This is a genomic window from Quadrisphaera granulorum (assembly GCF_003149145.1).
GTDB classification, from domain to species: Bacteria; Actinomycetota; Actinomycetes; order Actinomycetales; family Quadrisphaeraceae; genus Quadrisphaera; species Quadrisphaera granulorum.
The window spans coordinates 97277-121973 of record NZ_QGDQ01000013.1 but is presented as its reverse complement, the minus strand read 5'-3'; the positions used below and the strand labels follow the sequence as shown (position 1 = coordinate 121973).

At 74.2% G+C, this 24697-nt stretch carries 26 protein-coding genes; 16 read left to right on the top strand and 10 right to left on the bottom strand.

Going from position 1 to position 24697, the window contains the following annotated elements; genetic code table 11:
- Nucleotides 1–24: 24 nt before the first annotated feature.
- Nucleotides 25–2616, bottom strand: a complete 2592-nt coding sequence (locus tag BXY45_RS23840; RefSeq protein WP_109774696.1) for a transglycosylase domain-containing protein — start codon at nt 2614–2616, stop codon at nt 25–27.
- 274 nt (nt 2617–2890) lie between these two features.
- Between BXY45_RS23840 and BXY45_RS11855 the strand changes: the two genes are divergently transcribed.
- Complete coding sequence (locus tag BXY45_RS11855; RefSeq protein WP_109774695.1) at nt 2891–3214, top strand: WhiB family transcriptional regulator; 324 nt, start codon at nt 2891–2893, stop codon at nt 3212–3214.
- Between the two features lie 63 nt (nt 3215–3277).
- Here BXY45_RS11855 and BXY45_RS11850 read toward each other — a convergent pair whose 3' ends face one another.
- Together BXY45_RS11850 and BXY45_RS11845 are read right to left on the bottom strand one after the other, a co-directional pair.
- Complete coding sequence (locus BXY45_RS11850) at nt 3278–4549, bottom strand: ArsA family ATPase (RefSeq protein ID WP_109774694.1); 1272 nt, start codon at nt 4547–4549, stop codon at nt 3278–3280.
- The gene (locus BXY45_RS11845) at nt 4546–5631 is read right to left on the bottom strand and encodes an ArsA-related P-loop ATPase (protein WP_211319488.1); all 1086 of its coding nucleotides are present in this window, start codon (nt 5629–5631) and stop codon (nt 4546–4548) included. The genes BXY45_RS11850 and BXY45_RS11845 overlap by 4 nt, the downstream gene beginning before the upstream one ends.
- Before the next feature lie 56 nt (nt 5632–5687).
- Here BXY45_RS11845 and sp36 point away from each other — a divergent pair, with 56 nt between their 5' ends.
- The 6 genes from sp36 to BXY45_RS11820 all read left to right on the top strand — a co-directional run bounded on the left by sp36 (nt 5688) and on the right by BXY45_RS11820 (nt 9796).
- Entirely contained in the window at nt 5688–5846 is a 159-nt protein-coding gene (sp36, locus tag BXY45_RS23270) for a Sp36 family protein (protein ID WP_170131469.1), read from the top strand.
- A 3-nt stretch (nt 5847–5849) separates the two neighbouring features.
- The gene (locus BXY45_RS11840; RefSeq protein WP_109774693.1) at nt 5850–6314 is read left to right on the top strand and encodes a RidA family protein; all 465 of its coding nucleotides are present in this window, start codon (nt 5850–5852) and stop codon (nt 6312–6314) included.
- A gap of 93 nt (nt 6315–6407) precedes the next feature.
- Nucleotides 6408–7085, top strand: coding sequence for a Crp/Fnr family transcriptional regulator (locus tag BXY45_RS11835; RefSeq protein WP_109774727.1), 678 nt, complete (start codon nt 6408–6410; stop codon nt 7083–7085).
- Between the two features lie 130 nt (nt 7086–7215).
- Nucleotides 7216–7902 carry an endonuclease III gene (gene nth, locus BXY45_RS11830; protein ID WP_109774726.1) on the top strand — a complete coding sequence of 229 codons (687 nt, stop codon included), beginning with the start codon at nt 7216–7218 and terminating at the stop codon, nt 7900–7902.
- Nucleotides 7899–8615, top strand: a complete 717-nt coding sequence (locus BXY45_RS11825; RefSeq protein ID WP_211319487.1) for an NUDIX hydrolase — start codon at nt 7899–7901, stop codon at nt 8613–8615. Before nth ends, BXY45_RS11825 begins: the two co-directional genes overlap by 4 nt.
- Nucleotides 8612–9796: a MarP family serine protease gene (locus BXY45_RS11820; RefSeq protein WP_170131468.1), complete on the top strand. Its 1185-nt coding sequence runs from the start codon at nt 8612–8614 to the stop codon at nt 9794–9796. The genes BXY45_RS11825 and BXY45_RS11820 overlap by 4 nt, the downstream gene beginning before the upstream one ends.
- A gap of 24 nt (nt 9797–9820) precedes the next feature.
- On the opposite strand, the gene BXY45_RS11815 is transcribed toward BXY45_RS11820, so the two are convergent.
- The 5 genes from BXY45_RS11815 to BXY45_RS11795 form a co-directional block, all read right to left on the bottom strand.
- Nucleotides 9821–10783: an alpha/beta fold hydrolase gene (locus BXY45_RS11815; RefSeq protein WP_245961774.1), complete on the bottom strand. Its 963-nt coding sequence runs from the start codon at nt 10781–10783 to the stop codon at nt 9821–9823.
- Nucleotides 10784–10846: 63 nt separating this feature from the next.
- A complete protein-coding gene (locus tag BXY45_RS11810; RefSeq protein WP_211319486.1) occupies nt 10847–11239 on the bottom strand; it encodes a phage holin family protein in 393 nt (130 codons plus the stop codon).
- A 219-nt stretch (nt 11240–11458) separates the two neighbouring features.
- On the bottom strand, nt 11459–13441 hold the full coding sequence (gene acs / locus BXY45_RS11805; RefSeq protein WP_109774690.1) for an acetate--CoA ligase: 1983 nt from the start codon (nt 13439–13441) through the stop codon (nt 11459–11461).
- A gap of 145 nt (nt 13442–13586) precedes the next feature.
- Nucleotides 13587–15161: a solute symporter family protein gene (locus BXY45_RS11800; RefSeq protein ID WP_211319503.1), complete on the bottom strand. Its 1575-nt coding sequence runs from the start codon at nt 15159–15161 to the stop codon at nt 13587–13589.
- 56 nt (nt 15162–15217) lie between these two features.
- Nucleotides 15218–15538, bottom strand: coding sequence for a DUF485 domain-containing protein (locus tag BXY45_RS11795; protein WP_342799549.1), 321 nt, complete (start codon nt 15536–15538; stop codon nt 15218–15220).
- Nucleotides 15539–15859: 321 nt separating this feature from the next.
- Here BXY45_RS11795 and ssd point away from each other — a divergent pair, with 321 nt between their 5' ends.
- The 8 genes from ssd (at nt 15860) to BXY45_RS11760 (ending at nt 21209) form a co-directional block, all read left to right on the top strand.
- The gene (gene ssd / locus BXY45_RS23830) at nt 15860–16987 is read left to right on the top strand and encodes a septum site-determining protein Ssd (protein ID WP_211319485.1); all 1128 of its coding nucleotides are present in this window, start codon (nt 15860–15862) and stop codon (nt 16985–16987) included.
- Nucleotides 16984–18012: a TadA family conjugal transfer-associated ATPase gene (locus BXY45_RS11790; protein ID WP_245961773.1), complete on the top strand. Its 1029-nt coding sequence runs from the start codon at nt 16984–16986 to the stop codon at nt 18010–18012. The genes ssd and BXY45_RS11790 overlap by 4 nt, the downstream gene beginning before the upstream one ends.
- Before the next feature lie 20 nt (nt 18013–18032).
- Nucleotides 18033–18815, top strand: a complete 783-nt coding sequence (locus BXY45_RS11785) for a type II secretion system F family protein (RefSeq protein ID WP_146211171.1) — start codon at nt 18033–18035, stop codon at nt 18813–18815.
- Nucleotides 18812–19450 (top strand): hypothetical protein, encoded by a 639-nt coding sequence (locus BXY45_RS11780; RefSeq protein WP_109774686.1) that lies wholly within the window; start codon nt 18812–18814, stop codon nt 19448–19450. Before BXY45_RS11785 ends, BXY45_RS11780 begins: the two co-directional genes overlap by 4 nt.
- A 156-nt stretch (nt 19451–19606) precedes the next feature.
- Nucleotides 19607–19828, top strand: coding sequence for a DUF4244 domain-containing protein (locus BXY45_RS11775; protein WP_109774685.1), 222 nt, complete (start codon nt 19607–19609; stop codon nt 19826–19828).
- A complete protein-coding gene (locus BXY45_RS23825; protein WP_177524084.1) occupies nt 19825–20226 on the top strand; it encodes a TadE family type IV pilus minor pilin in 402 nt (133 codons plus the stop codon). The genes BXY45_RS11775 and BXY45_RS23825 overlap by 4 nt, the downstream gene beginning before the upstream one ends.
- A gap of 122 nt (nt 20227–20348) precedes the next feature.
- The gene (locus BXY45_RS11765) at nt 20349–20732 is read left to right on the top strand and encodes a hypothetical protein (protein WP_146211170.1); all 384 of its coding nucleotides are present in this window, start codon (nt 20349–20351) and stop codon (nt 20730–20732) included.
- Nucleotides 20733–20813: 81 nt separating this feature from the next.
- Entirely contained in the window at nt 20814–21209 is a 396-nt protein-coding gene (locus BXY45_RS11760; protein ID WP_146211169.1) for a hypothetical protein, read from the top strand.
- A gap of 4 nt (nt 21210–21213) precedes the next feature.
- Here BXY45_RS11760 and BXY45_RS11755 read toward each other — a convergent pair whose 3' ends face one another.
- Together BXY45_RS11755 and BXY45_RS11750 are read right to left on the bottom strand one after the other, a co-directional pair.
- A complete protein-coding gene (locus BXY45_RS11755) occupies nt 21214–21642 on the bottom strand; it encodes a hypothetical protein (protein WP_146211168.1) in 429 nt (142 codons plus the stop codon).
- A 51-nt stretch (nt 21643–21693) separates the two neighbouring features.
- Nucleotides 21694–24186, bottom strand: a complete 2493-nt coding sequence (locus BXY45_RS11750) for a DEAD/DEAH box helicase (RefSeq protein ID WP_109774681.1) — start codon at nt 24184–24186, stop codon at nt 21694–21696.
- A 153-nt stretch (nt 24187–24339) separates the two neighbouring features.
- Between BXY45_RS11750 and BXY45_RS11745 the strand changes: the two genes are divergently transcribed.
- Nucleotides 24340–24696, top strand: coding sequence for an STAS domain-containing protein (locus BXY45_RS11745; protein WP_109774680.1), 357 nt, complete (start codon nt 24340–24342; stop codon nt 24694–24696).
- Nucleotide 24697: the final 1 nt, after the last annotated feature.

Genomic DNA, 24697 nt, shown 5'->3' with positions numbered 1-24697 from the left:
TCGCTGTGGTGTTCCGAAAGGGTGTCAGCCCTGGCCGGTGCCCGGGTCTCCGGCTGGACCGCCGCCCGGCTCGGCAGGAGCGGGCTCGACCGTGGTGCCCTGGTTGCCGCCGCCCTGGCCGCCCTGACCGCCGCCTGGGCCCTGACCGCCGTTCTGGTTGCCGCCGCCGGGGCCGCCCTGGCCCCCGCCCTGGTCGCCACCGCCGCCGGGCTGACCGCCCTGGTCGCCGCCGTCGCCGGGCTGGCCGCCCTGGTCCCCACCCTGGCCCTGGCCGTCACCGGGGGCCTGGGTGGCGCCGCCGCCGTCACCCGGGCTAGGCGTCGGGCGCGGGGGAGCCGGCGGGCGGCCGATGATGCTCTGCGGCGGGTCGACGAACTCCTCTTCCGGTGCCCCCTCGAGCGCGCGGTTCATGTAGTTCCGCCACATGGGAGCGGCGACGGTGCCGCCGTACATGGTCGTGTACGTACGTCCGGCGATGCGGGCCCCGTTGATGGACATGCTCTTCTCCGGCACCCCGATCCACACCGAGGTGGCCAGCTGCGGCGTGTAGCCCGTGAACCAGGTGGCCACCGAGTTGTTGGTCGTACCGGTCTTGCCTGCGGCCTCGCGCCCACCCGCCAGGCCCTTGCCGGCAGCCGTTCCGTCGGTAAGGACACGCTGGAGGGCGTAGTTGATGCCGTTCGCGACCTCCTTCGAGATCGCTTGGGTGCACTGTGGGCCCTTGACCGGCAGGTCCTTGCCGTCGGCGTCGGTGATCTTGGCGATCGCCAGGGGGGTGCAGTAGTTGCCCTGCGCTGCGAAGGCCGCGTAGGCGGTGGCCACCGTAAGTGGGGCCACCTCGTCGACGCCCAGCATCATCGACGGCGTCACGTTGATGTCCGTGCTCACCTGCCGGGTGATGTTCCGGTCGTCTGCCTTGGCCTTGTGCATGCCGAGAGCTTGGGCCGTGGCCCCGACGTCGCAGAGGTTGAGCTGGTTCTCCATGGCGGCGTAGCCGGTGTTCACGGACTTGTAGGTCGCCACGAGGACAGGCAGCGTCCCGCTGTCCTCGCCGTCACCGGCGTTGCCGGGGCCGTAGGCCTTGCCCTGGTACCCGGAGCCCGAGTAGCAGCTGCCGTACTTCCAGCTGCTGTTCGGGTAGTCGCGCTGGGTGGCATTCACCGTCGCGTTGAGGGTGCGGCCGGACGTCAGCCACTGGGCCAGCACGAACGGCTTGAAGTTCGAGCCGGGCTGGAAGCCGGACGAGCCGCCCTGCAGGTAGTCGGTGTTGTAGTTGATGGCCGTCGCACCCAGCGGCGCGTCCGGGGACGTGCTGTAGGTGCGGTTCTGCGCCATCGCAACGATCTTCCCGGTGCCCGGTTCGACGGAGACGATGGATGCGCCGAGGTTGGAGGTGCCACCGGTGCGCTGGACCTTGCCCTCCTTGTTGATGATGTTGGTGGGCACCGTCGAGTCCTGGGCGGGGACGCTGTTCGCGACCTCCTCGAACGCGGCCTGCTGCTTGCCGCTGTCGAGCGTCGTCGTGATGGTCAGGCCGCCGCGGTAGAGCTGGCGCAGCCGCTGCTCCTTGGTGCCGCCGAAGGCGTCGTCGTCGCGGAACTGCTTGACCACGTAGTCACAGAAGAACCCGGCCTGGCCCGCCTGCTCGCAGCCGTTGGGCGTCTTCTGCACGTTGAGCATCTGGGCGATGGGGACGGCGACGGCGGCGTCGTGCTCGGCCTGGGTGATGGTGCCCAGCTGGAGCATGCGGCCCAGCACGGTGTCGCGGCGGCCCTGTGCGTCCTGCGGGTTCCGCACCGGGTCGTACCCGACGGGGTTCTGCACGATGCCGGCGAGCAGGGCCGCCTGCGGCAGGTCGAGCTCGGCGGCGGGCTTGTTGAACCAGTGCTCGCTGGCGGCCTCGACGCCGTACTGGCCACCACCGAAGTTGGCGATGTTGAGGTAGTTCTCGAGGATCTGCTCCTTCGGGAACTTCTTCTCCGCCGCGATGGCCAGCTTCATCTCGCGCAGCTTGCGGACGTAGCCGTCGACGCCGGACCTGACCGTGACCTCGTTGAAGGCCTTCTGGCGCTCCTCGACGGAGGCGTTGGTGGGCAGCGCCGACAGCGCCTCCTCCACCTGCACGTTCTTGATCCACTGCTGGGTGAGAGTGGAGGCGCCCTGAACGTCGCCACCCTGGCTGTTCTGGACGAAGGCGCGGGCCAAGCCGCGGGGGTCGACGCCGCCGTGATCGAAGAAGCGGTTGTCCTCGATGTCGACGATGGCCTTCTGCATGATCGGCGCGACCTTGTCGAGCGGCACGAGGATGCGGTTCTCGTAGTAGAAGGTGGCCATCGGCGTGCCGTCGGAATAGAGGATGCGCGACTGCTGGCTCAGTGGCGGCTGCTCCAGCGAGGCAGGCAGGCTGTTGAACGCCTCCACGGTCTCATTGCTGGTCTGACCTGCGGCGATGACGGCCGGGGCGGCGATCCCCGCCACCAGCACCCCTGCGCCGACGCTGGCTCCCAGGAAGCCCGCCAGAAGCTTGGTGGCCCGCCCGAACGAGCTGGCGCGCCCCGCCTGCCGGGATCCCGCCTCGCCGTCGTCGGGACGGGGGCGGGGGAAGCGTGCCGGCATGCCACCAGCGTACGTGGCCGAGAGCCCCCTCCCGGGGCCATCGAAGGGCGCATAGCAGACGGTGCTGTGTCCGCCCGGGGGACGCGGTGACTAGTCACCGGTGGTCCTGCAAATGGCCCGCACGAGGGGTGGGCGGGAGCGAGACCAGTTCGTAACTTCATTGGTGTCACTCCTCCGGACGGATGGACAAAGGCTGAAACGCCTCAACTCCTCTCCCGGATCTGGGGCACCGATCGGCGCTTCCCCGCCGCTCCACCGACCGGAAGGCACCACCATGAGCGAGACCCTGTACCTCGAGCCCGCCGAGTGGACCACCCAGGCTGCGTGCCGCCAGAGCGACCCCGACGCGCTCTTCGTCCAGGGCGCCGAGCAGAACCGCGCCAAGGTCGTCTGCCAGGCCTGCCCGGTGCGTACCGAGTGCCTCGCCGACTCCCTCGACAACCGCATCGAGTTCGGCGTGTGGGGCGGGATGACCGAGCGTGAGCGTCGCGCCATCCTCAAGCGCCGCCCGAACGTGCAGTCGTGGAGCCGTCTGCTGCAGGCAGCCAAGGCCGAGCACGCCCGTGTCGAGGCAGCGTCCGCCGCTCGCACCGCCTGACCAGATCCGAGAACGGGTCCGAGAACCGGCCCGAGAACCTCGGGCGGGGTCAGCGCCCGCCCGTCACCGGTTCCTTCCCAGCGCGTCACCCACGGCCCGCAGACCGTCGAGGTCGGCAACGTCGCCGTCCAGCGCCGGTACCAGCGCCGTCGGTGCACCGCTGTCGGCCAGGCGTTCCGCCACGAGCCGGCGCTCCCGCTCCACCCGCTCCAGCAGCTCCACCTGCAGGTCCAGCACGCGTGCGGCCTTCTCGGCTGCGGCGCTGGTCTTGCCTCCCCGTGCAGCGCCTCCCGTCGTGCCGGTCCGCAGCGCCTCCGCCGCCTGGCGCGCCGTCGCCGCGTCGAGCCCCGTCGCGGCCCGCGCGGCACGGTTGACGACCACCGCCGCGGGGCGCAGCTGCGCCGAGCGCAGACGCTCGGTGAGAAAGACCGCCTCCGCGAGCGGCTCCGCTTCCGGGGCCGTGACGACGACGAACGCCGTCCGCCCGTCGCGCAGCGCCGCCGACGTCACCTCGGCACGTTCGCGGAAACCCCCGAACACCTCGTCCAGGCCCTCCACGAGGGCTTGGACGTCGCGCAGCAGCCGGCCGCCCAGAACCCTGTCCATCACCGCTGCCACGCCACCGGCCAGCGCCCCCACCACCCTGCCGCCAGCGGCGCGCAGCCCCGTGCTCGTGCGGGCCGACCCCGCGAAACGCACCGGCGCCATGAGGAGCCGCGCGAACCGCCCGTCGAGGAACGACGCCAGGCGCGTCGGCGCGTCGAGGAAGTCCAGCGCCGACCGGCTGGGCGGGGTGTCGACGACGACGAGGTCCCATCCCGCCGCGGTGTCGCGGCCCGCGCGCAGCTGCCCGAGCCGCTCCATGGCCATGTACTCCTGCGTGCCGGAGAACGACGTGGCCAGCGACACGTAGACGGGGTTGGCCTTCACCTGCGCCGCGCGCGCCGGCGGCAGTGCCGCGTCGACGAGGCCGTCGAGGGTGCGGCGGGCGTCGAGGACGAGCGCGTCGAGGCTGCCGCCGCGGCGGGTGTCGACGCCCGGCACACCGCGCGGCTCGTCGGGGCCCGGCGCATCCCCCTCGTCAGCTCCAGCCTCGGCGCCAGCCTCAGCTGCGTCGTCAGCTGCGTCGCCAGGGGTGCCATCGGTGCCGAGGGCCTGGGCGAGCCGGCGAGCCGGGTCGACCGTGAGCACAGCCACGCGGCGCCCGCGCTCAGCAGCGCGCAGGGCGATCGCGGCCGCCGTCGTCGTCTTGCCCACCCCGCCGGAGCCCGCGCAGACGATGACCTCGACGGACGGGTCGTCCAGCAGTGCGTCGACGTCCCACGCGGTGCTCATGCGACACCTCCTGCGCTCGTGGGCACGTCGCCCGGAGTCGGCAGCGGGGTGGCCGCCAGGTCGTCCGCGAGGCGGTACAGGCCGTCGAGATCGACCCCGCCGGGCAGGTCCGGCAGCTCGCGCACCGGCCGTCCCGCCGCCCGCGCGGCCTCCAGCCAGCGGCGCTGCTCGCCGACCCGCCCCGCGCGCACGCGGTTCTGGGTGAGCAGGTCGGTGACCAGCGCCTCGACGTCGTCCTGACCTGGCTGTGCGCCGTCCTGGGCGCCGTCCCGGGCGCTGCCCAGTCCGCGCAGCAGCGCGGCGCGGACACTGGCCGGCGTGCCGCCGTCGTCGTCCCCGGCCGCCGCGGACAGCACCCGGTTGACGACGACGGAGCCGAGCGGCAGGTCGGCGGCGCGCAGCTCCGCCGCGGCCTCCAGCGTCTCGGTCACGGGCAGCTCCTCCGGCAGGCAGACCAGGTGCACGGCCGTCTGCTCCGACCGCAGCAGCGCCGCCACCGACGCCGCCCGCGCCGCGATCGGGCCGCCGGCGGCGAGCTGGGCGAGCTCGTCGCCGATGCCGAGGAAACGAGTGATGCGGCCGGTGGGCGGGGCGTCGAGGACCACGGCGTCGTAGACCGGCGTGCCGCCATCCGACCGGCCCGTGGTGGTGCGGCGAACGGCCTCGTAGACCTTGCCGACCAGCAGCACGTCACGCAGGCCCGGGGCGACGTCGGCGATGAACTCCACCGCGCCCGCCCTGTCGAGCACGGTGGACGCCCGGCCGCCACGACCCCCGAGCACCCCGCCGTGGAAGGTGTCGAGGTAGTCGACCAGGGCCGCGCGCGGTTCGACGGCGAGACCCACCACCTGGCCGCCGCCGGCGCCTTCGGCGAGATCGACCTCCTCGTACGGCAGCGCCTCGGTGCCGAGGAGCCGCGAGACGCCCTGGCGCCCTTCGACCTCGCACACGAGGACGCGCCGGCCCTCGTCGGCCAGCGACAGCGCGAGGGCCACGGCGAGCGTCGTCTTGCCCGTGCCGCCCTTGCCGGTGACGACGTGCAGCCGGGGCGTGGCGCCCCGGGCCTGGGTGCCTGCGATCACGTGGGCGACAGTACGGAGGGGACCGCCGGTGCGCCCCCGGACTAGGCTCGCCAGGCGTGACCCAGTGGGAGTACCTGACAGCGCCCCTCATCGTGCACAGCACCAAGGCGATCCTCGACAACTTCGGCGAGGAGGGCTGGGAGCTGGTGCAGGTCGTGCCGGGTCCCGGCGGCAACGGCCTCGTGGCCTACCTCAAGCGCCCGAAGCAGGGCTGACCCGTGGGAGCACGCGAGAACCTCGCAGCCCTCGGCCTGCAGCTGCCTCCGGTGGCGGCACCGGTGGCCTCCTACGTGCCGACCGTGCGGACCGGTTCGCTGGTCTTCACCTCCGGCCAGCTGCCGTTCGTCGGTGGCGCGCTCCCCGTGACCGGGCTCGTCGGTGAGGGTGACGGCCTCGTCGACCCCGCCACCGCGAAGGAGCAGGCCCGCACCGCGGCCCTCAACGCCATTGCCGCTCTCGACGCCGAGGTCGGTCTCGACGCCGTCGTGAGGATCGTCAAGCTCGTCGTCTTCGTCGCCAGCGCCGACGGCTTCACCGGCCAGCCGGCCGTCGCCAATGGCGCCAGTGACCTGTTCTCCGAGGTCTTCGGCGAGGCCGGGCGCCACGCCCGCTCCGCTGTCGGCGTGGCCCAGCTGCCGCTGGCCGCTCCCGTCGAGCTCGAGGTCGTCGCCGAGGTCGCCTGACGGCCAGCTGACGCCCGGGCGACGCGCGGCGGACCACCCGGCAGGGTGGTCCGCCGCGAGCCGTCGGGTGCTCCGTGCGGCAGACTGCCGCGCGTGGATCAGGACGTTCTGCGACGCGCCCCCCTGTTCGTCGGGGTGGACGAGGAGGCCGCGGAGGCGCTGCTGTCCCTGGCGCGGGTGGTCGAGCTCAAGCGGGGGCAGGTGCTCTTCTCCCAGGGCGACGACCCCGCGGAGCTCTACGTCATCCAGAACGGCAAGATCAAGCTGGGTCGGACCTCGCCGGACGGGCGCGAGAACCTCCTCGCGGTGCTCGGCCCGGGGGAGATGTTCGGCGAGCTGAGCTGGTTCGACCCGGGGCCGCGTACCTCCAGCGCCGTGGCCGTCGGCCCGGCGCGGCTCATCGCTCTCGACTACGAGGAGCTGTACGCCTGGATGGGCCCGCGCCCGGAAGTGGCGCAGCAGCTGCTCAAGGCGCTGGCGCGCCGGCTGCGTCGCGCGAACTCGGCCCTGGCCGACCTCGTCTTCACCGACGTGCCCGGTCGCGTGGCGGGCACCCTGCTCGACCTAGCGCTGCGCTTCGGGCGCACTACCGAGTCGGGGCTGCTCGTCCAGCACGACCTCACCCAGGAGGAGCTGGCCCAGCTCGTGGGCGCCTCGCGCGAGACGGTCAACAAGGCCCTGGCCGACTTCGCCGCCCGCGGCTGGGTGCGCCTCGAGGCCCGCTCGGTGAACCTGCTCGACGTGGAGCGGCTGCGCCGCCGCGCGCGCTGATCCGTCCGCCGCGCGCGCTGACCTCCCCGGTGCTCTCGGTGAACGCCCGTACCCTGCGCTGGTGAGGCCTTCGTCGACCGTCAGCGTCGAGCGCGAGACGCCGCTCGCGCTGGTGCGCCGGGCCCGCCGCATGCACCGCGCGCTCGCGGAGCGCTACCCCGACGCGCGGTGCGAGCTCGACTTCACCTCACCGTTCCAGCTGCTCGTGGCCACGGTGCTGTCCGCGCAGACCACGGACGTGCGCGTCAACAGCGTCACGCCGGAGCTGTTCGCCACCTGGCCCACCCCGGAGGCCCTCGCCGGCGCCGACCGCACGGCGCTGGAGGAGGTGCTGCGCCCGGTGGGTTTCTACCGGGCCAAGGCCGCGTCGGTGCAAGGCCTGGCCACCCGCCTCGTCGAGGTCTACGGCGGGCAGGTGCCGCGCCGCCTGGAAGACCTCGTCACCCTGCCGGGGGTCGGCCGCAAGACCGCCAACGTGGTGCGCGGGGACGCGTTCGGCCTCCCCGGCATCACTGTGGACACGCACGTGGGGCGGCTGTCGCGCCGCTTCGGCTGGACCACCCACGAGGACCCGGTGGACGTCGAGACCGACCTCGCCGCGCTCTTCCCCAAGGCCGACTGGACCCCGCTGAGCCACCGGATGATCTTCCATGGGCGGCGCACCTGCCACGCCCGACGGCCCGCGTGCGGCGCCTGCCCGATCGCCCGCGACTGCCCCTCCTACGGGGCGGGCGAGACCGACCCCATGAAGGCGGCCGCCCTCGTCAAGCCCGGTCCCCCCGTCGCGGCCCCTCCGGTCCTGGCGGGTCCGGGGTGACGCGGCCCGACTGGCTGGAGCGTCTCGCCGGCTCCCTGCCGCAGGTGGGCGAGGCCGTGGCCGAGCACCTGGGGGAGCGCACCCGCGCCGCCCGCGCCGAGGGCGTCCACCTGGGCGCCCGCAGCGGCCGCCGCGCGGCGGTGCTCGTGCTCTTCGGCCCCGGCGCCGACGGGGCGGGTGACGTCGTCCTCCTCGAGAGGGCGTCCGGTCTGCGCTCGCACTCCGGTCAGATCGCCTTCCCCGGCGGGGGCGTCGAGAACGACGACGGCGGCGACCCCGTGCGCGCGGCGCTGCGCGAGGCGCGCGAGGAGGTCCGCCTCGACACCGCTGGCGTGGAGGTGCTCGGCGTCGCGCCGGCGCTGCACGTGCCGCCCACGGGCGCCTCGGTGGTGCCCGTCCTCGCGTGGGAGCCCGTGCCGTCGTCGCTGGCCGTGGGCGACCCCGTGGAGGTGGCCCGCGTGCTGCGGGTCCCGCTGGCCGTGCTCACCGACCCCGCCTCCCGCGCCGTGGTCCGCACCCGGTCCGGCTGGACCGGGCCGACGTTCGCCCTGGAGGCGCCGGACGGCGACGACGGCGGGCTGGTCGCCTGGGGCTTCACCGCCGCCGTCCTCGACGTGCTGCTGCGCGTGGCCGGCCTGGAGCGCCCCTGGGACTCCTCGCGCGCGCTGCCGATGTCGGCCGTCACCGGTGGCCTGCCGGAGGGCGCCCGGTGAGCACCCTCGACGTCGTCCTCCTCCTGCTGCTCATCGTGTACGGGCTGTCGGGCCTGCGGCAGGGCCTCGTGGTGGGGCTCCTCTCGGTGGGCGCCTTCATCGCCGGCGCCGGGCTGGGGATGTGGCTGCTGCCGCTGCTCGTGGAGCGCATGGAGCCGGGGCGTACGCGGACCGTCGTCGTCGTGGTGGGCGTGCTGCTCATCGCGTGGGGCTGCCAGCTGCTCGGGGCCATGCTGGGACGGCGGCTGCGTGAGGTCATCACCTGGCAGCCCGCGCAGGTGGTCGACTCCGCGCTCGGGGCCGTCGCCGCGGTGGTCGCGGTGGCCCTCGTCGCGTGGTTCGTGGCGGGGGCGGTCCGGGCGGGCCCGATGCCTACGCTGGCGCGCGCCGTCGCCTCCTCCCGTGTCATCGCCACCATCGGCACGCTCGTGCCGCCGCAGGCCGACACGCTGTTCGCCGGGTTCCGCTCCGTGGTGGAGGCCAACGACTTCCCCCGCGTGTTCAGCGGCACCGGTGCCGAGCCGGTGACGCCCGTGGCGGCCCCCAACGACGCCGTGGTCGGCGGGGCGGCCTCCGTGGCGCAGGGAGGCATCGTCAAGGTCACCGGCACCGCCGAGGCGTGCCGGCGGGGCAGCGAGGGCAGTGGCTTCGTCGTGGCGCCGCAGCGCGTCGTCACCAACGCACACGTCGTCGCCGGGGTCGACGCGCCGCAGGTGCAGGTCGGCGGCAAGGGCGAGCGGTACGACGCCACCGTGGTGCTCTTCGACCCCGCCGAGGACCTGGCCGTGCTCGCCGTGCCGAAGCTGCGCGCCGAGCCGCTGGGTACCGGGCGCCAGCTCGGTGCGTCCGCCGACGCCGTCGTCGCCGGATTCCCCCAGGACGGACCGTTCACCGCCGTCCCCGCCCGCGTCCGCGAGGTGGTGCGCGCCGAGGGCAAGGACATCTACGGCGAGGCGACCGTCATCCGCCAGGTGTACTCCCTCGCCGCCGACATCGAACCCGGCAACTCCGGCGGGCCGCTGCTCGACCCGGGCGGCAACATCGTGGGTGTGGTCTTCGCGCGGTCCCTGACCGACACCGCCACCGGCTATGCCCTCACCCTCGACGAGGCCAGGCCGGTGCTGCAGAAGGCTCAGGAGGCCACCCAGCCTGTCTCCACGGGACGCTGCACCAGCGGCTGAGCTGCCTGGCGCGGGGTGGGGCGTTCAGTGCGGGTCGGTGGCCAGATGGAGCGTGCCGAGCCAGTCCAGGAGCAGCTCGGAGGTGACCTCCGGAGCCTCCTCGCCCAGGAAGTGCCCGGCACCGGGCACCTCGGCCCAGCGGTAGGCCGCGCCGGCCCAGCGGACGCTGCGGCGGCAGGAACCGGGGACGACGGCACCATCGAGCGTGCCCTGCGCGGTGAGCACGGGGACGGCGGCCGGGCGGGAGAGCGACCGGGCGAAAGCGTGCCCATCGGCGCGCACCCGTGAGCGGGCCATCCACCGGTAGCACTCCAGCGCGGCGTGCGCGGCGAACGGCACCCGCAGCGCCTGCGCGTGCTCGGCGACGACGGCGTCGTCGGCCCAGCCGGGTGCCCCCCACGCGCGCAGCACCTCCTCGACCATCGACCCGTCGCGCACCGCCCACTCGGGGAAGGCGGGCACCTGCACCCGGGCCACGTGCTTGGCGGCAGAGGGGGTGAGCACGCGCCACGGCTGGCGCAGGGCGAGCAGCGGGTGCGGCTCGCCCAGACTGGCGATCGCGGCCGTGGTGGCCGGCTGCAGGGCGGGGGAGGCCCACGCCGCCCACGCGCCCCAGCCGCTGCCCACGAGCACGGCGCGCTGGGCGCCGAGTGCCTTCACCACGCCGGCGGCGTCCGCTGTGAGGGTGGCGGTGTCGTAGCCACGCGGGGGCTTGTCGGAGGCACCGCTGCCGCGCAGGTCCATCGCCGCGGCGCGATAGCCCGCCGCCGCCAGGGCCACGAGCTGGTGCTTCCAGGCCCGCCACGACTGCGGGAAACCGTGCAGCAGCAGCACGAGCGGGGCGGCGCCGTCGTCGGGGCCGGACTCGGCGACGTGGAAGCGGCACCCGTTGGCCGTGACGTAGCGGTGCCGCCAGGGGCCGGGGTCGAGGAGGTCTGCGGCATCGACAGGCGGCCCCGCGCGCAGACCGCGGGGGAGGTCCCTCACGGGGCCTCCCCCCTCCACACGGTGCTGCCTGACCGCTCCCTCATGGCCGCCGGTCAGCTGCCGTCAGCGGTGACCCTTGATGGCTTCGATCGACTGCTTCGAGGTGGCGATGGTCCGCTCCGGCTTGCCGACCTTGCTGATGCGGCCCTTGCCGATGAACGCCAGCACCCCGGCCACCAGGAACAGCAGCACCGCCACGATGAGGAACGCCGCCCAGTACGGCAGCCACAGCGTCAGCAGCCACGCGAACGCCAGCAGGAGGAACAGGCCGCCGATGCCGCCGAACACCGCGGCGCCGACGAACAGCCCGGCGCCGATGGCGCCCTGCTTCACCTCCGCGGTGATCTCGGCCTTGGCGAGCGCGATCTCGGCGCGCACGAGGGCCGACAGGTCACGGCTGGCGTCGGCCACCAGCTGGCCGATGGTGCGCTCGCTGGCGCCTGCGCTGTGGCTCACGGCGGCTGCCTCCTCATGATCGACGGGCAGCGCACACGCTGTGGAGCGGTGCACTGCGGGCATGGTCCCTGGTCGGCGAGCCTAGGGGTGCCCCTGAGCTCCCGCGCGACGGAGGGGGCGCTGTTTTCCGTGGTGACCACCTGGTCGGCGCATCACCGGGCCGCCCCCTCCGTCGACGAACGACTGCTCAGCCAGCGACTCAGCGACTCAGCCAGCCCTTCAGCCGTCGGAGCTCTTGCCGGCGCTCATGCCCGCCTGGATCGACGCCATGACGCTGGAGTCGGCCAGGGTGGTCACGTCACCGACCTGGCGGTCCTCGGCGACGTCGCGCAGCAGCCGGCGCATGATCTTGCCCGAGCGGGTCTTGGGCAGCTCGGAGACCACGAACACCTGCCGCGGCTTGGCGATCGGGCTGATCTCTCTCGCCACGTGGTTGCGCAGTTCCTGGCCGATCGAGGCCGGGTCAGCGCCGTGCGCGGACTCGCGGAGGATGACGAACGCCACGATGCCCTGCCCGGTGGTGGGGTCGGACGCCCCGACGACGGCGGCCTCGGCCACGCTCGAGTGGCTGACCAGCGCCGACTCCACCTCGGTGGTGGAGATGCGGTGCCCGGAGACGTTCATGACGTCGTCCACACGGCCCAGCAGCCAGACGTCGCCGTCGGCGTCGCGGCGGGCGCCGTCTCCGGCGAAGTACCAGCCCTGGTCGCGGAAGCGGGACCAGTACGTGTCGCGGTAGCGCTCGTCGTCGCCCCAGATGCCGCGCAGCATGCCCGGCCACGGCTCGGTGAGCACCAGGTAGCCGGCGCCCTCGTGGCCGGCGGGGAGCACACGGCCCTCGTCGTCGACGACCTCCACGCTGATGCCCGGCAGCGGCACCTGCGCCGAGCCCGGCTTGAGGGTCGTCACGCCCGGCAGGGCGCTGATCATGATGCCGCCGGTCTCGGTCTGCCACCAGGTGTCGACGACGGGCGTGCGGTCGCCGCCGATGACGCGGCGGTACCACGTCCACGCCTCGGGGTTGATGGGCTCGCCGACGCTGCCGAGCACCTTCAGGGAGGACAGGTCGTGCCCGGAGACCAGCTCCTCGCCCCACTTCATGAAGGTCCGGATGGTGGTGGGTGCGGTGTAGAGCTTGGTGACGCCGTACGTCTCGACGATCTGCCACCAGCGGTCCTGCGTGGGCGTGTTGGGGGTGCCCTCGTACATCACCGACGTCGCGCCGTTGAGCAGCGGCCCGTAGACGATGTACGTGTGGCCGGTCACCCAGCCGATGTCCGCGCCGCACCAGTAGACGTCGGTCTCGGGGTGCAGGTCGAAGACGTTGCGGTGGGTGTAGGCGGCCTGCGTGAGGTAGCCGCCCGTGGTGTGCAGGATGCCCTTGGGCTTGCCGGTGGACCCGGAGGTGTAGAGCACGAACAGCGGGTGCTCGGCCTCCACGCTGACCGGTTCGTGCGTCGGGGCAGCCGCAGCCAGGGCCTCGTGCCACCAGTGGTCGCGGCCCTGCGTCCAGGCCACCTCGCCCTTGGTCCGCTGGACGACGAGGACAGCCTTCACCGTGCTCTCCACGCCGTCCTTGGTCTCCAGGGCGGCGTCGACGGCGGGCTTGAGCGGCGCGGGCTCACCGCGGCGGTACCCGCCGTCGGCGGTGATGACAGCCACGGCCTGCGCGTCGTCCACGCGGTCGCGCAGGGCCTGCGCGCTGAAACCGGAGAACACCACGCTGTGCGGGGCGCCGAGGCGCGCACAGGCGAGCATCGCCACGACGGCCTCGGGGATCATCGGCAGGTAGATCGCCACCCGGTCGCCCGTGCGCACGCCGAGGTCGGACAGAGCGTTCGCGGCGCGCTGGACCTGCGCGTGGAGGTCGGCGTAGGTGACCGTGACGGTGTCGCCGGGCTCGCCGACCCAGTGGAAGGCCACCCGGTTGCCGTTGCCGGCCGCCACGTGCCGGTCCACGCAGTTGGCGGCGGCGTTGAGCTTCCCGTCGGCGAACCACTTCGCGAACGGTGCGTCGGACCAGTCGAGCACCTGCGTGGGCGCTGTGTCCCACGTCAGCAGCTCGTTCGCCTGCCGGCCCCAGAAGGCGAGCCGGTCGGTAGCGGCCTCCTCGTAGAGGTCGGCGGTGGCCACCGCGCCGGCGGCGAGGTCAGCGGGCGGCGGGAAGGTCTGGTGCTGGGGTTCGGTGGCGGTCTGCGTCATTGCGTCCTCCGGGTCGTGCAGGCGTGGTGGTGCTCCACGGGTCGGCAGGGAACGGCCTGTGCCGACCCTAGCCAGCGGGTCTGGTGGCCCCCAGGGTGGTTGCACCCGGTTGGTCACCCGTCGGTCGTCGTCCTCGATCGAGGATTCAGTGCTGGACGGCGCCCTCGGCGCCGGCGCCGGTGAGGGCGCGCACCTCCATCTCGGTGGCCTTCGCCTCGTGGTCCGGCTCCGGCTTGCTCGTGACCGTGCCCAGCCAGCCGAGGAAGAAGGCCAGCGGGATCGAGACGATGCCGGGGTTCTCCAGCGGGAACAGGGCGAAGTCGACCGAGGGGTCCTTGATGAGGGACAGGTTCTGGTCCGGGTTGGCGGGGTTGGGCTTTCCCGACACCACCGGCGAGAAGATGATCAGTGTGAGGCAGCTGATGAGCCCGCCGTAGATCGACCACAGCGCGCCACGGGTGGTGAAGCGCCGCCAGAACAGCGAGTAGACGAGCGTCGGCAGGTTGGCGCTCGCCGCCACGGCGAAGGCCAGCGCCACGAGGAACGCGACGTTCTGCCCCACCGCGAACATCCCGCCGAGGATGGCGACGGCCCCGATGACGATGACCGTGCGGCGGGCGATCTTCACCTCCGCGCCCGGGTCGGGCTTGCCGTCCTTGACGACACTCGCGTACACGTCGTGGGCGAAGGAGGCCGCTGCGGTGATGGCCAGGCCCGCCACCACGGCGAGGATCGTCGCGAAGGCGACTGCCGCGATGAAGCCCAGCAGCAGCGTGCCGCCCAGCTCGTAGGCGAGCAGCGGAGCGGCGCTGTTGACGCCGCCCGGTGCGGAGGTGATGGCCTCCGGTCCCACGAGCGCCCCGGCGCCGTACCCCAGCACCAGCGTGAACAGGTAGAAGAGGCCGATCAGCCAGATCGCCCAGACCACGCTGCGCCGGGCCTGCTTGGCATCCGGCACCGTGTAGAAGCGCATCAGCACGTGCGGCAGGCCCGCGGTGCCGAGCACCAGGGCCAGCGCCAGCGACAGGAAGTTGAGCTTGGTCAGCTCCGAGGCGCCGTACTGGTTCATCGGCTCGACGAGCTTCTCCGGGTCCTCGACGCCCTGGGCGGCTGCGGTGTCGATGGCGGCCTGCATGAGCGCGGACGGGTTGAACCCGTACATGGCGAGTACCCACACGGTCATCGCGCCCGCACCGGCGATCAGCAGCACCGCCTTGACGATCTGCACCCACGTGGTGCCCTTCATGCCGCCGACCAGCACATAGACGATCATGAGGACGCCGACGACGGCGACCACCGCGTACTGGCCCGCTGGCGCGGTGATGCCCAGCAGCAGCGCCACGAGGCCGCCCGCTCCAGCCATCTGCGCCAGCAGGTAGAAGAAGCAGACGGCCAGGGTGGCCAGCGCGGCGGCCATGCGCACGGGGCGCTGTCGCAGTCGGAAGCTCAGGACGTCGGCCATCGTGAACTTGCCGGTGTTGCGCAGCAGCTCCGCGACCAGCAGCAATGCCACGAGCCAGGCCACGAGGAAGCCGATGGAGTACAGGAAGCCGTCGTAGCCATAGATGGCGATGGCGCCGGCGATGCCGAGGAAGCTCGCCGCCGAGAGGTAGTCGCCCGCGATGGCGGTGCCGTTCTGCGGACCCGAGAACGAGCGGCCGGCGGCGTAGTAGTCCGCGGCCGTCTTGTTGTTCCGCGACGCCCTCAGGACGATGACCATGGTCACCGCCACGAAGGCGCCGAAGATCGAGATGTTGACGAGCGGGTTGCCGAGGTTCACGGCTGCACCTGCCCCGCCGTCGTGCTGGTCGGTGTGCCGGCGATGCGTTCGCGCAGCGCCTCCGCGCGGGCGTCGAAGCGGCGGTCCGCCCAGCGGCGGTAGGCCATGGTGATGGCGAAGGTCGTCACGAACTGCCCCAGGCCCAGCACCAGGCCGATCGTGACGGTGCTCCCGCCGAGGCGGGTGCCCATGAAGCCCGGCGCGTAGGCGGCCAGCAGCACGTAGAGGGCGTACCAGGACAGGAACGCCGCGGTGGTGGGGAAGACCACGCGGCGGAAGGAGCGGCGCAGCGCCTCGAACTCCTCGCTGCGGCGCACCTCCTCGAGGTCGACAGCGGGCGCACCCGGTGCGCCGTCGGCGGCGGGGGATCGCGTGTCGTGGACGGTGCTGCGCTCTGTACTCACGGCGCCTCCTCGTCGGGCCGGGGCTCCGTCGCTCCAGCCGGTCGACCCCAGTGCAGCGACTCCCGAGGTGTTCGTCAAACGGAAGCAAAGCCAGGTCAAGAACTGGTCACTTGAGTGGGTCACAGGCAGGTCGGCCGCCCACAGGCGGTGCCCCGTGGGCCCGGCGCGGTCGGTTGTCCACAGGCGCCGTCCACAGTCGGTGGGTCGTGGGTGCCGCGCGCCAGGGTCGGCCTCATGGAGTGGGCCAGAGATCAGCTCAGGGATCAGCGCGGAGATCAGCGCAGCGCTGGGTTCGCCGAGGAGGTGCTCCTGGTCACTCGGCGTTCTGCGCTGGTCGAGCAGGTGCGCCGGCTCGCCGCCGCGGGGGGCGTACCGCTGCGAGTGGTGCCCGACGCCGCCACGGCTGGAGCTGCCTGGCGCGACGCGTCGGCGGTGCTCCTCGGCGACGACGCCGCCGCGCTCGGCGTCCTCCACCGTCGTCCCGGCGTGCTGCTCGTCGCGGCGTCCGCCCCTGCGGACGCGGCACCGCTGTGGCGCTGCGCCGTGGAGGTCGGCGCCGAAGGCGTGGCCCTCCTCCCCGACGACGCTCCCGCCGTCGCCTCCCTGCTCGCGGTCGCCGCCGAAGGCCCCCCGGGCAGTGGCCGTGTGGTCGGGGTCGTCGGCGGGTGCGGAGGTGCCGGAGCCTCCGTGCTCGCCGCCGCCATCGCGTCCACCGCCGTGGCGATGCGGACCCGGACCCTGCTCCTGGACGCCGATCCCCTCGGCGGAGGCCAGGACGTGCTGCTCGGCGCTCACGACGAGCCCGGCCTGCGCTGGCACGACCTGCTCGACGCCCCGGCGCGGCTGCGCTCCGCCGCGCTGGCCGCCGGGTTGCCCCGTGGCCCCGGCGACGTGCCGGTGCTCACGTGGGCTCCGGGTCCCGAGCCGCGGCCGGCCCCGGCAGTCGCGATCGAGGCCGTGCTCGACAGCACCGTTCGCGCCAGCGACGTCGTGGTGGTGGACCTGCCCCGAGGTGCCTCCCCCTCGCTGCTGTGGCGTACCGATCTGCTCGTGGTGGTCGTCCCGGGGCATCTGCGGGCAGTGGCAGCGACCACCGCGCAGCTGCCGACGCTCCTCGGCCACGCCGGAGACGTTCGTCTCGTGGTGACCTCACCGCCCGGAGCACCCCTGCTCCCAGACGACGTCTCGGACGCGCTGGCCGTGCCGCTGCTCGCGCGCCTGCACCCCGACCGCGACGTCCGCGCGGCGCTCGGTCGCGGAGAGCCCCTGCCGCGACCTCGCGGGGCCCTCGCCCGGTGCTGCCGGGCGGTGCTCTCGGCCCTCGGCGGGGACGCGCTCGCGGCACCGGGGCGCAGCGCGTGAGCGCCGGCCCGCTGCAGGAGCTCCTCGACCTGCCCGGCACCACCGACGTCCTCGTCAACGGCCCTGGCCAGGTCTGGGTCGACAGAGGTGACGGACTGGTGCGGGTCGACCTCGACGTCGGCGCCGAACCCCAGGTCAGGGCCCTGGCGGTGCGCCTTGCGGCGAGCGCGGGGCGCCGCCTCGACGACGCCAGCCCGTGCGTCGACGCCGTCCTCGGCGACGGCGTGCGGCTGCACGCCGTGCTGCCGCCCGTCTCCGCCAGCGGCACCCTGATCTCCCTGCGGGTGCCCCGCCGGATCCCGCTCGCCCTGGCGGACCTGGACGCCGCCGGGTCGCTGCCGCCCGGGTGGGCACCCGTACTGCGGGCGGTGGTGCACCGCCGCTGCTCGCTGCTCGTCTCCGGGGGCACGGGCAGCGGCAAGACCACCCTGCTCGCGGCGCTGCTCGGCCTCGTGGACCCCCGCGAGCGCCTCGTGCTCGTGGAAGACGCCGGCGAGCTGTCGCCCGCGCACCCCCACGTCGTCCGCCTGCAGGCACGGCACGGCAACGTCGAGGGCGCGGGTGCCGTCGAGCAGCGAGAGCTCGTGCGGCAAGCGCTGCGGATGCGCCCGGACCGGCTCGTCGTCGGGGAGGTGCGAGGCGCCGAGGTCGCGGACCTGCTCATGGCCCTCAACTCTGGCCACGAGGGCGGGTGCTGCACCGTGCACGCCAACTCCGCCGCCGCCGTCCCAGCCCGCCTCACCGCGCTCGCGGCGCTGGCCGGGATGGGGCCGGACGTGCTGGCGGCTCAGGCGGCCGCCGGGCTGCAGGTCGTGGTGCACCTGCGCCGTGAGGGCGGCGTGCGCCGCGTGGTGGAGATCGGGGTGGTCGCCGGGGATGCGAAGGGGCTGGCCGTCGTCCCAGCGCTCGTCGCGGGCTCCGCGCCAGACCACCCGGGCACCCGCGAGGAGGGGTGGCCCCGCCTCGCGGAGCTGCTGCAGCTGGCGACGACGACGCCGCTGCGCTCCACGCGGCGCGGAGCGTGAGCGGAGAAGTGGCTGGGCAGATGGGGACGCAGATGGGCGCAGGGCTGGTCGTGGGGCTGGTCGTGGCGTGCCTGGTCGGGGCGGCGGTGTGGCTGCTGCAACCCGTCGCGCCGCCGCGGGTCGCAGCGGTGCCGCCCTGGAGACGAAGGGTGCTGGGCGCGGTGAGGACGCGCCCGCCCCATGAGTCGGCTGACCCGCCGGCCGTCGCCGTCGCCCGAGCGGCGTCCGAGGTCGCTGCTCTGCTGCGGGCGGGGGCCGTGCCCGCCGCCGCGTGGGCGCCCCAGCTGCTGGACGGCGGAGCCGGTGATCCGTCGTCCTCGTCCTCGTTCCCGTCGTCGTGCCGTGGGCCGGGGCAGGTGCGGCTCGCACTGGACGCGGCCGCCCGGGCCGCCTCTCTCGGCGAAGACCCAGCCGCGGCGCTACGCCGGGGGCATTCCCGGCGATCCGCCAGCGGCCCCGCACTCGACTCCTTGGCGCTCGCATGGCGCACCAGCCAGGTCACGGGCGCCCCCGCGGCTGCCGTGCTGGACGGCCTCGCCGGGGCACTGCGTGACGAGGCCGAGGCGCAGGACGCTCGGGACGCCGCGCTCGCCGGTCCTCGCGCGACGGCACGGTTGCTCCTCGCGTTGCCCGGGCTGGGGCTGGCGGCCGCCACGGCGCTCGGGGCGGACCCGGTGGGTGCTCTCCTGCAGACCACGGCCGGTCGGTGGTGCGCCGCGTTCGGGGTCCTGTTCGCCCTGGTCGGCTGGGGCTGGACGGCGCTCCTGGTCCGCGCGGCAGAGAACGCGGTGAGCGCGCGGTGACGGCTCACCTCCTGTACCTGGTCTCGCGCGCGGAGGCTCCAGGTCCGTGGCCCGTCGTGGCGGCCCTGCTCGTGGGACTGGCGGTGCTGGTCGCCCCCGGGAGGCCGCGACCTCCCCGTGCCCAGGGCGGGGCGCCCGCGCCCGCAGCGGTGCTCCACGTGGATCCCGCGCTGCTGCTCGACCTGGTCGCCGCTGTCGTGGCGGCCGGGGCCGCGCCTTCCGCCGCTGTCTCAGCGGTGGCGGACGTGCTTGCTGAGGCGGACTGGCCCCACGCGGCCGAGCTGGCCCGCGTCGCGCAGTCTCCCGGCACCCGCAGTGCTGGTGCCTCCGCGGAGAGCGCGCGAGGCGCAGCGCAGACCGCCATCGATGGAGTGACCGATGCTGGCGTGGCCGACGTCGTCCTCGCGCTGCGGCGCGGCCTGTGGATCGCCGAGCAGACCGGGGCGCCCGTCGCGGCCCTTCTCGTCTCGGCGGCTGCGGAGCTGCGCCGCCGACGGCGCCGCGCCGGCGCGCTGGCCGCCGCGAGGCTGGGCGTGCGCGTCGTGGCGCCTCTCGGACTGTGCACGTTGCCTGCCTTCGGGCTGCTGGCGGTGGTGCCGGTACTGCTCTCGCTCGGCCGCGGACTGCTCGCGTGAGCACGTCGTCCGCCCACAACCTGCCCTGGCGGCGGCGGTGTCCACAGGCCGCTCGGCGAGCGCAGCGGAGTTGCTCGGCGCTCGGCCAGCGTGGGTCGTGCGCCGGCAGCCGCCGGCGCGTCCGCAGGACTCCCCTTACGACCACAGGAGGACGACATGACCACGCCCACCACCGGTGCCAGCGCTTCTTCCAACATCCCCGGTAGCCCTGAGCGCACCGAACCGCTCGGCGCCGACGCCGGTATGGCGACGGCCGAGTACGCCATCGCCACGCTCGCGGCGTGCGGCTTCGCCGCGGTGCTGCTGGCGGTGCTGTCCAGCGGCGAGGTTCGAGGCCTGCTCCTCGGCCTTGTGCAGCGCGCCCTGAGCCTGGTGTGACCCTTCCCCCTCCGGCGAACCGCCGTCCCGGGCGCGGTGGTCTGCGCCGCGCCCGGGACGGCGGTTCGGTCACCGCGGAGCTGGCCATCGGCCTGGTGCCCGTGGGGGTGCTGCTCGTGCTCGCGGCGTGGCTGGCGGGAGCCGGCGTCGTCCAGGTGCGGGTGCAGCTGGCCGCGGGTGCTGCCGCGCGGGCCATGGCGCGCGGTGAGGCGGAAGCCGTGGTGGCTCAGCGCGTGGCCGAGGCTGCCGAGGGCTCGGTCCTGACGATCGGGACCAGTGGCGACCTCGTCACGGTGGACGTGTCCGCCCCGCTGCGGGCGCCGCTCCTCGGCGACGTGGGGCGTGTGGCCGGTGCCGCGGTGGTCCCCCGCGAATTGCTCGGCGGAGATGCTCCGTGACCGGCCCCACGACCGGCCCCACGACCGGCCCCACGACCGGCCCCACGACCGGCCCCACGACCGGCCCCACGACCGGCCCCACGACCGGCCCTGTGACGGATCGCGGGTCGGGATCTGTCCTGGTGCTCGCCCTCGCGGCGGCGGCGGTCATCCTCGCCGCCGGTGCGGCTGCGGCCGGGCAGCTGGCCGTGGCGGCGGCGCGGGCCGGCTCGGTGGCGGACGCCGCGGCGCTCGCCGGAGCGTCGGCGCTGGCGGTGCCCGTTGCCGGCGCCTCGGAAGATCCGTGCGCCCGCGCTGGCAGGGCCGCCGCAGAGGGCGGGGGTCGGCTGGAGGAGTGCCGGGTCAGCATCGGGGGCGCCCCTGGTCCGGTGGCGAGCCCGGACAGTGGCCAGCTCACGGGCACTGTCGACGTCACGGTGTCGATCGACCCGAGAGGCCCCGCCTGGCTGGCAGGACTGGTCGGCCCGCCCACCGCGCAGGCCCGTGCGGGAGCGGCGGGGCCGTGAACGATGTCCGACGGTGCCTACGCACCGCCACAGCCTGCCGTTTCGTGCCACGACGACCTACGTTTGCGGGACGTTCCCAGCGTGGAAGGAGATTCCATGATGGCCATCTTGGGAACTGCCCTGATCTGCGTGATCAGCCTGCTGGCCGCCGCACTGTTCTCGCTGCTGGCGCAGGTCCGCACCCTGCAGAAGGACGTCTACACCGGCTTGGCCGACGTCCGTGTCGGCTTGACCGATGTGCGGTCGGAAATGGCGGAACAGCGCTCAGAGTCAAGACTCGGTCTTGCGGAGGTGCGCCGGGAGATCGCGGAACTGCGTTCAGAGACGCGGCTCGGCCTCGCTGACGTTCGTTCCGAGACCGCGGAGCTGCGCGCGGAGACACGGCTCGGCCTCGCTGATGTCAGCGGAGCAGTCGCCGTCCTGGGGACGAAGCTCAACCAGCACGTTGACGTCCCCGCGCGGCAGGCGAACGGCTAACGGATCAGCTGCGGGACGCCCCGCTGCGGTCGGTGTCGACGGCGCCGGCCCGCGCGGATTCGCCGGTTCCGGGAGACGCGACGGTCGCCGCCGTCGTCGTCGAGGGTGACGGAGAGGGCGACGCCGAGGTCGCAGGAGCGCTCTGCTCCGCCGCGGTCGCGTGGCGGGCTCGCTCGGCCTCCACGCGCCGCAGGCGCCGCAGCTCCCGCCGGCGCTCCCAGTTCTTGCGGTTGCCCCGCAAGAGCAGGGCCAGGCCCATCTCGGCCACGAGCAGGCACACGGCCCCGAGCAGGAACACTCCCAGTGCGGTGAGGGTGACGGAGGTGCTGATCTGCGACCACTCCAGCGTCACCGTCGGGGTGATGCCCGTGATCGCCACGAACAGCACCACCAGGGCCACGGCGAGGAGCAGCAGCACGGCGAGGACGATCACGAGGACCCCCTGCTGACGGGCCGGCGCCACTCGCCGACCGGGGCTCGGACGCTAGTCCCGGTCGGCGCTCGCGGCGCGCTGGACGAGCGCGTCCGGAGCATCCGTCGGCGCGTCGCGCAGGTCGACCACGAGCGGGGCCTCTGCGGCGCTCGGTGAGCCGGCGCCCGCGTCGTCGTCGGCGTGAGTCAGGACGAGGCGCAGCAACCGCAGTGCCCCTGCCTTGTCGAGAGGTTCGTTGCCGTTGCCGCACTTGGGCGACTGCACGCAGGAGGGGCAACCGGCGGGGCACTCGCACGCGGCGACGAGGTCGGCCGTGGCGCCCAGCCAGGTGGCCGCCGCGGCGAAGCCCCGGTCGGCAAAGCCCGCGCCGCCGGGGGCGGCGTCGTGCACGACGACGGTCGGCAGGCCCGTGTCGGGGTGCAGCGCTGTGGAGACCCCACCGACGTCCCAGCGGTCGCACGTCGCCACGAGCGGCAGCAGCCCGATCGCGGCGTGCTCGGCGGCGTGCGCCGCGCCCGGCAGGTCCGCCGCGGTGACACCGGCCTCCTCGAGGAGGTCCGGCGGCACGGTCCACCACACGGCCGCCGTCCGCAGGGTGCGCGCGGGCAGGTCCAGTGGTTCCTCTCCGAGCACCTGACCTGTCGTGGCGCGCCGCCGCAGGTACGACGTCACCTGCGTGGTCACCTCCACCGCACCCGAGCACACCGCAACCGGCCCCCAGTCGCGGCGCTGCTGCTCGGCGAGGATCCGAACGTCGGTGGTCGTGCGCGCCGAGGTGGTGTGGTCGACCTCCTCGCGGTGCAGGAGGGCCACCGAGCCTTCCTCGTCGAGCGCCTCCACCACGTGGGTCTCGCCCTGGTGCACGTAGACGGCGCCGGGGTGGACGGTGTGGTGGGCCGACCCGGCGTCGACGGTGCCGAGCACCCGCCCGGTGGTGGCCTCGACGAGCCGCACCGGCTCGCCGCCCGCGCCGCGCAGGTCGGCCAGGTCCGCGGCCCGTTCACGGCGGGTCCAGAACCAACCGCCAGGCCGCCGGCGCAGCAGCCCTCCCGCCACGAGGTGGCGCAGCACCGGCTCGGCTGCCGACCCGAACAGCGGCAGGTCATCGGTGGTGAGCGGTCGCTCCGCGGCGGCCGCGCACAGGTGCGGACCGAGCACGTACGGGTTGCCGGGGTCGAGCACGGTGCTCTCCACCGGCGCGCCCAGCACCACCTCGGGGTGGTGGACGACATAGGTGTCCAGCGGGTCGTCCTCGGCCACGAACACGGCCAGCGCGTCGGTGCCCGAGCGCCCGGCCCGCCCCGCCCGCTGCCACAGCGCTGAGCGGGTGCCGGGCCAGCCGGCGACGACGACGGCGTCGAGCCCCGAGACGTCCACCCCCAGCTCCAGCGCGCTCGTCGACGCCACACCCAGCAGGTCGCCGGCGCGCAGGCGCCGCTCCAGCTCGCGTCGCTCTTCCGGCAGGAATCCGGACCGGTAGGCCGCCACCCGCCCCGGCAGCGCCGGGTCGACCTCCGCCAGGGCGCGGCGCGCCGTGGCGGCCACGGCCTCCGCGCCGCGCCGCGACCGCGTGAACGCGACCGTCCGCACCCCACCGGCCACGAGGTCCGTCAGGAGGTCCGCCGCCTCGGCCGTCGCCGAGCGGCGCGTCGGGGCCCCCTTCTCGCCGGTGCCCGGGAGCAGCGGCGGCTCCCACATCCAGAAGCGGGTGGCGCCGCGGCGGGCGGTGTCCTCGGTGACCGCCACGATGTGGGAGGCCGGCACGCCGATCAGCCGGGAGGCGGTGAGCGCGGGCTCGGCCGCCGTCGCCGAGGCCAGCACGAAGACAGGGTCGGCCCCGGCGGCCAGCGCCAGGCGCCGCAACCGGCGCAGCACGTTGGCCACGTGCGAGCCGAACAACCCCCGGTAGTGGTGGCACTCGTCGACGACGACGACGCGCAGCGCCCGCAGGAACCGCTGCCAGCGCGGGTGCCCGGGCAGCAGCGAGCGGTGGAGCATGTCGGGGTTCGTGAGCACGTGGTTGGCGTGGTCGCGCACCCAGCGCCGCTCTTCGGGGGGCACGTCGCCGTCGTAGGTGGCCGCCCTCACCCCTGGCACGGCCAGCCTACGTACCACCTGCAGCTGGTCGGCGGCGAGCGCCTTGGTGGGGGACAGGTACAGCGACGTCGCACGGCTGGAGGCGGGGCCGCCCGGCTCGGCGGCTCCTTCGGCGACCGCGGTCAGCGCGGGCAGCAGGTAGGCCAGCGACTTGCCCGATGCGGTGCCGGTGGACACCACGACGTGCCGTCCGGCCCTGGCAGCCTCGGCCGCTCGCACCTGGTGCTCCCACAGGGAGGACACCCCGGACGCCTCCAGGGAGGCGCGCAGCGCGGGGTGGACCCACCCCGGCCACGCGGCGGTGGTCCCGGTGCGGGCGGGGGAGGTGTGCTCGTGCAGCACCCGCTCGCGGCGGCCCGGGCCCGCGAGCAGGTGCGCCGCGGCACCCAGGGCGTCAGCGGCCGGGGCGCCACCGAGCGGGTGCTCGCGGCGCGCTTCCTCGTGCACCCGGAGATGGTCGCATCGGCCGGCCTCGGGCCACCGCGCGTGGCCGACCTGGTGGGCTGGTGGTTGACTGCCACCTGAGCTTGGGCTGATATCAGCCACCCGACCAGCACCACACCGGCGCAGCTGCGCCCGTCTCGATCCCGAGGAGCCAGCGTGGACCTTTCCGTCACCAGCCGCGAGCAGGGCGGCCGGACCGTCGTCGAGGTCGGCGGTGAGATCGACGTCTACACCGCCCCCGTCCTTCGTGAGCGCCTCAACGACCTCGTCGGCGAGGGCCGCCATCACCTCGTGGTCGACATGGAGAAGGTCGACTTCCTCGACTCGACCGGCCTCGGCGTGCTGGTCGGCGGCCTCAAGCGCGTCCGCTCCCACGACGGGTCGCTGCACCTCGTCTGCACCCAGGAGAAGATCCTCAAGGTCTTCCGCATCACGGGGCTCACCAAGGTGTTCCCCATCCACAGCAGCGTGGACGACGCGGTCGCGGCGTCCAGCGGAGACACCGCGTCCTGAC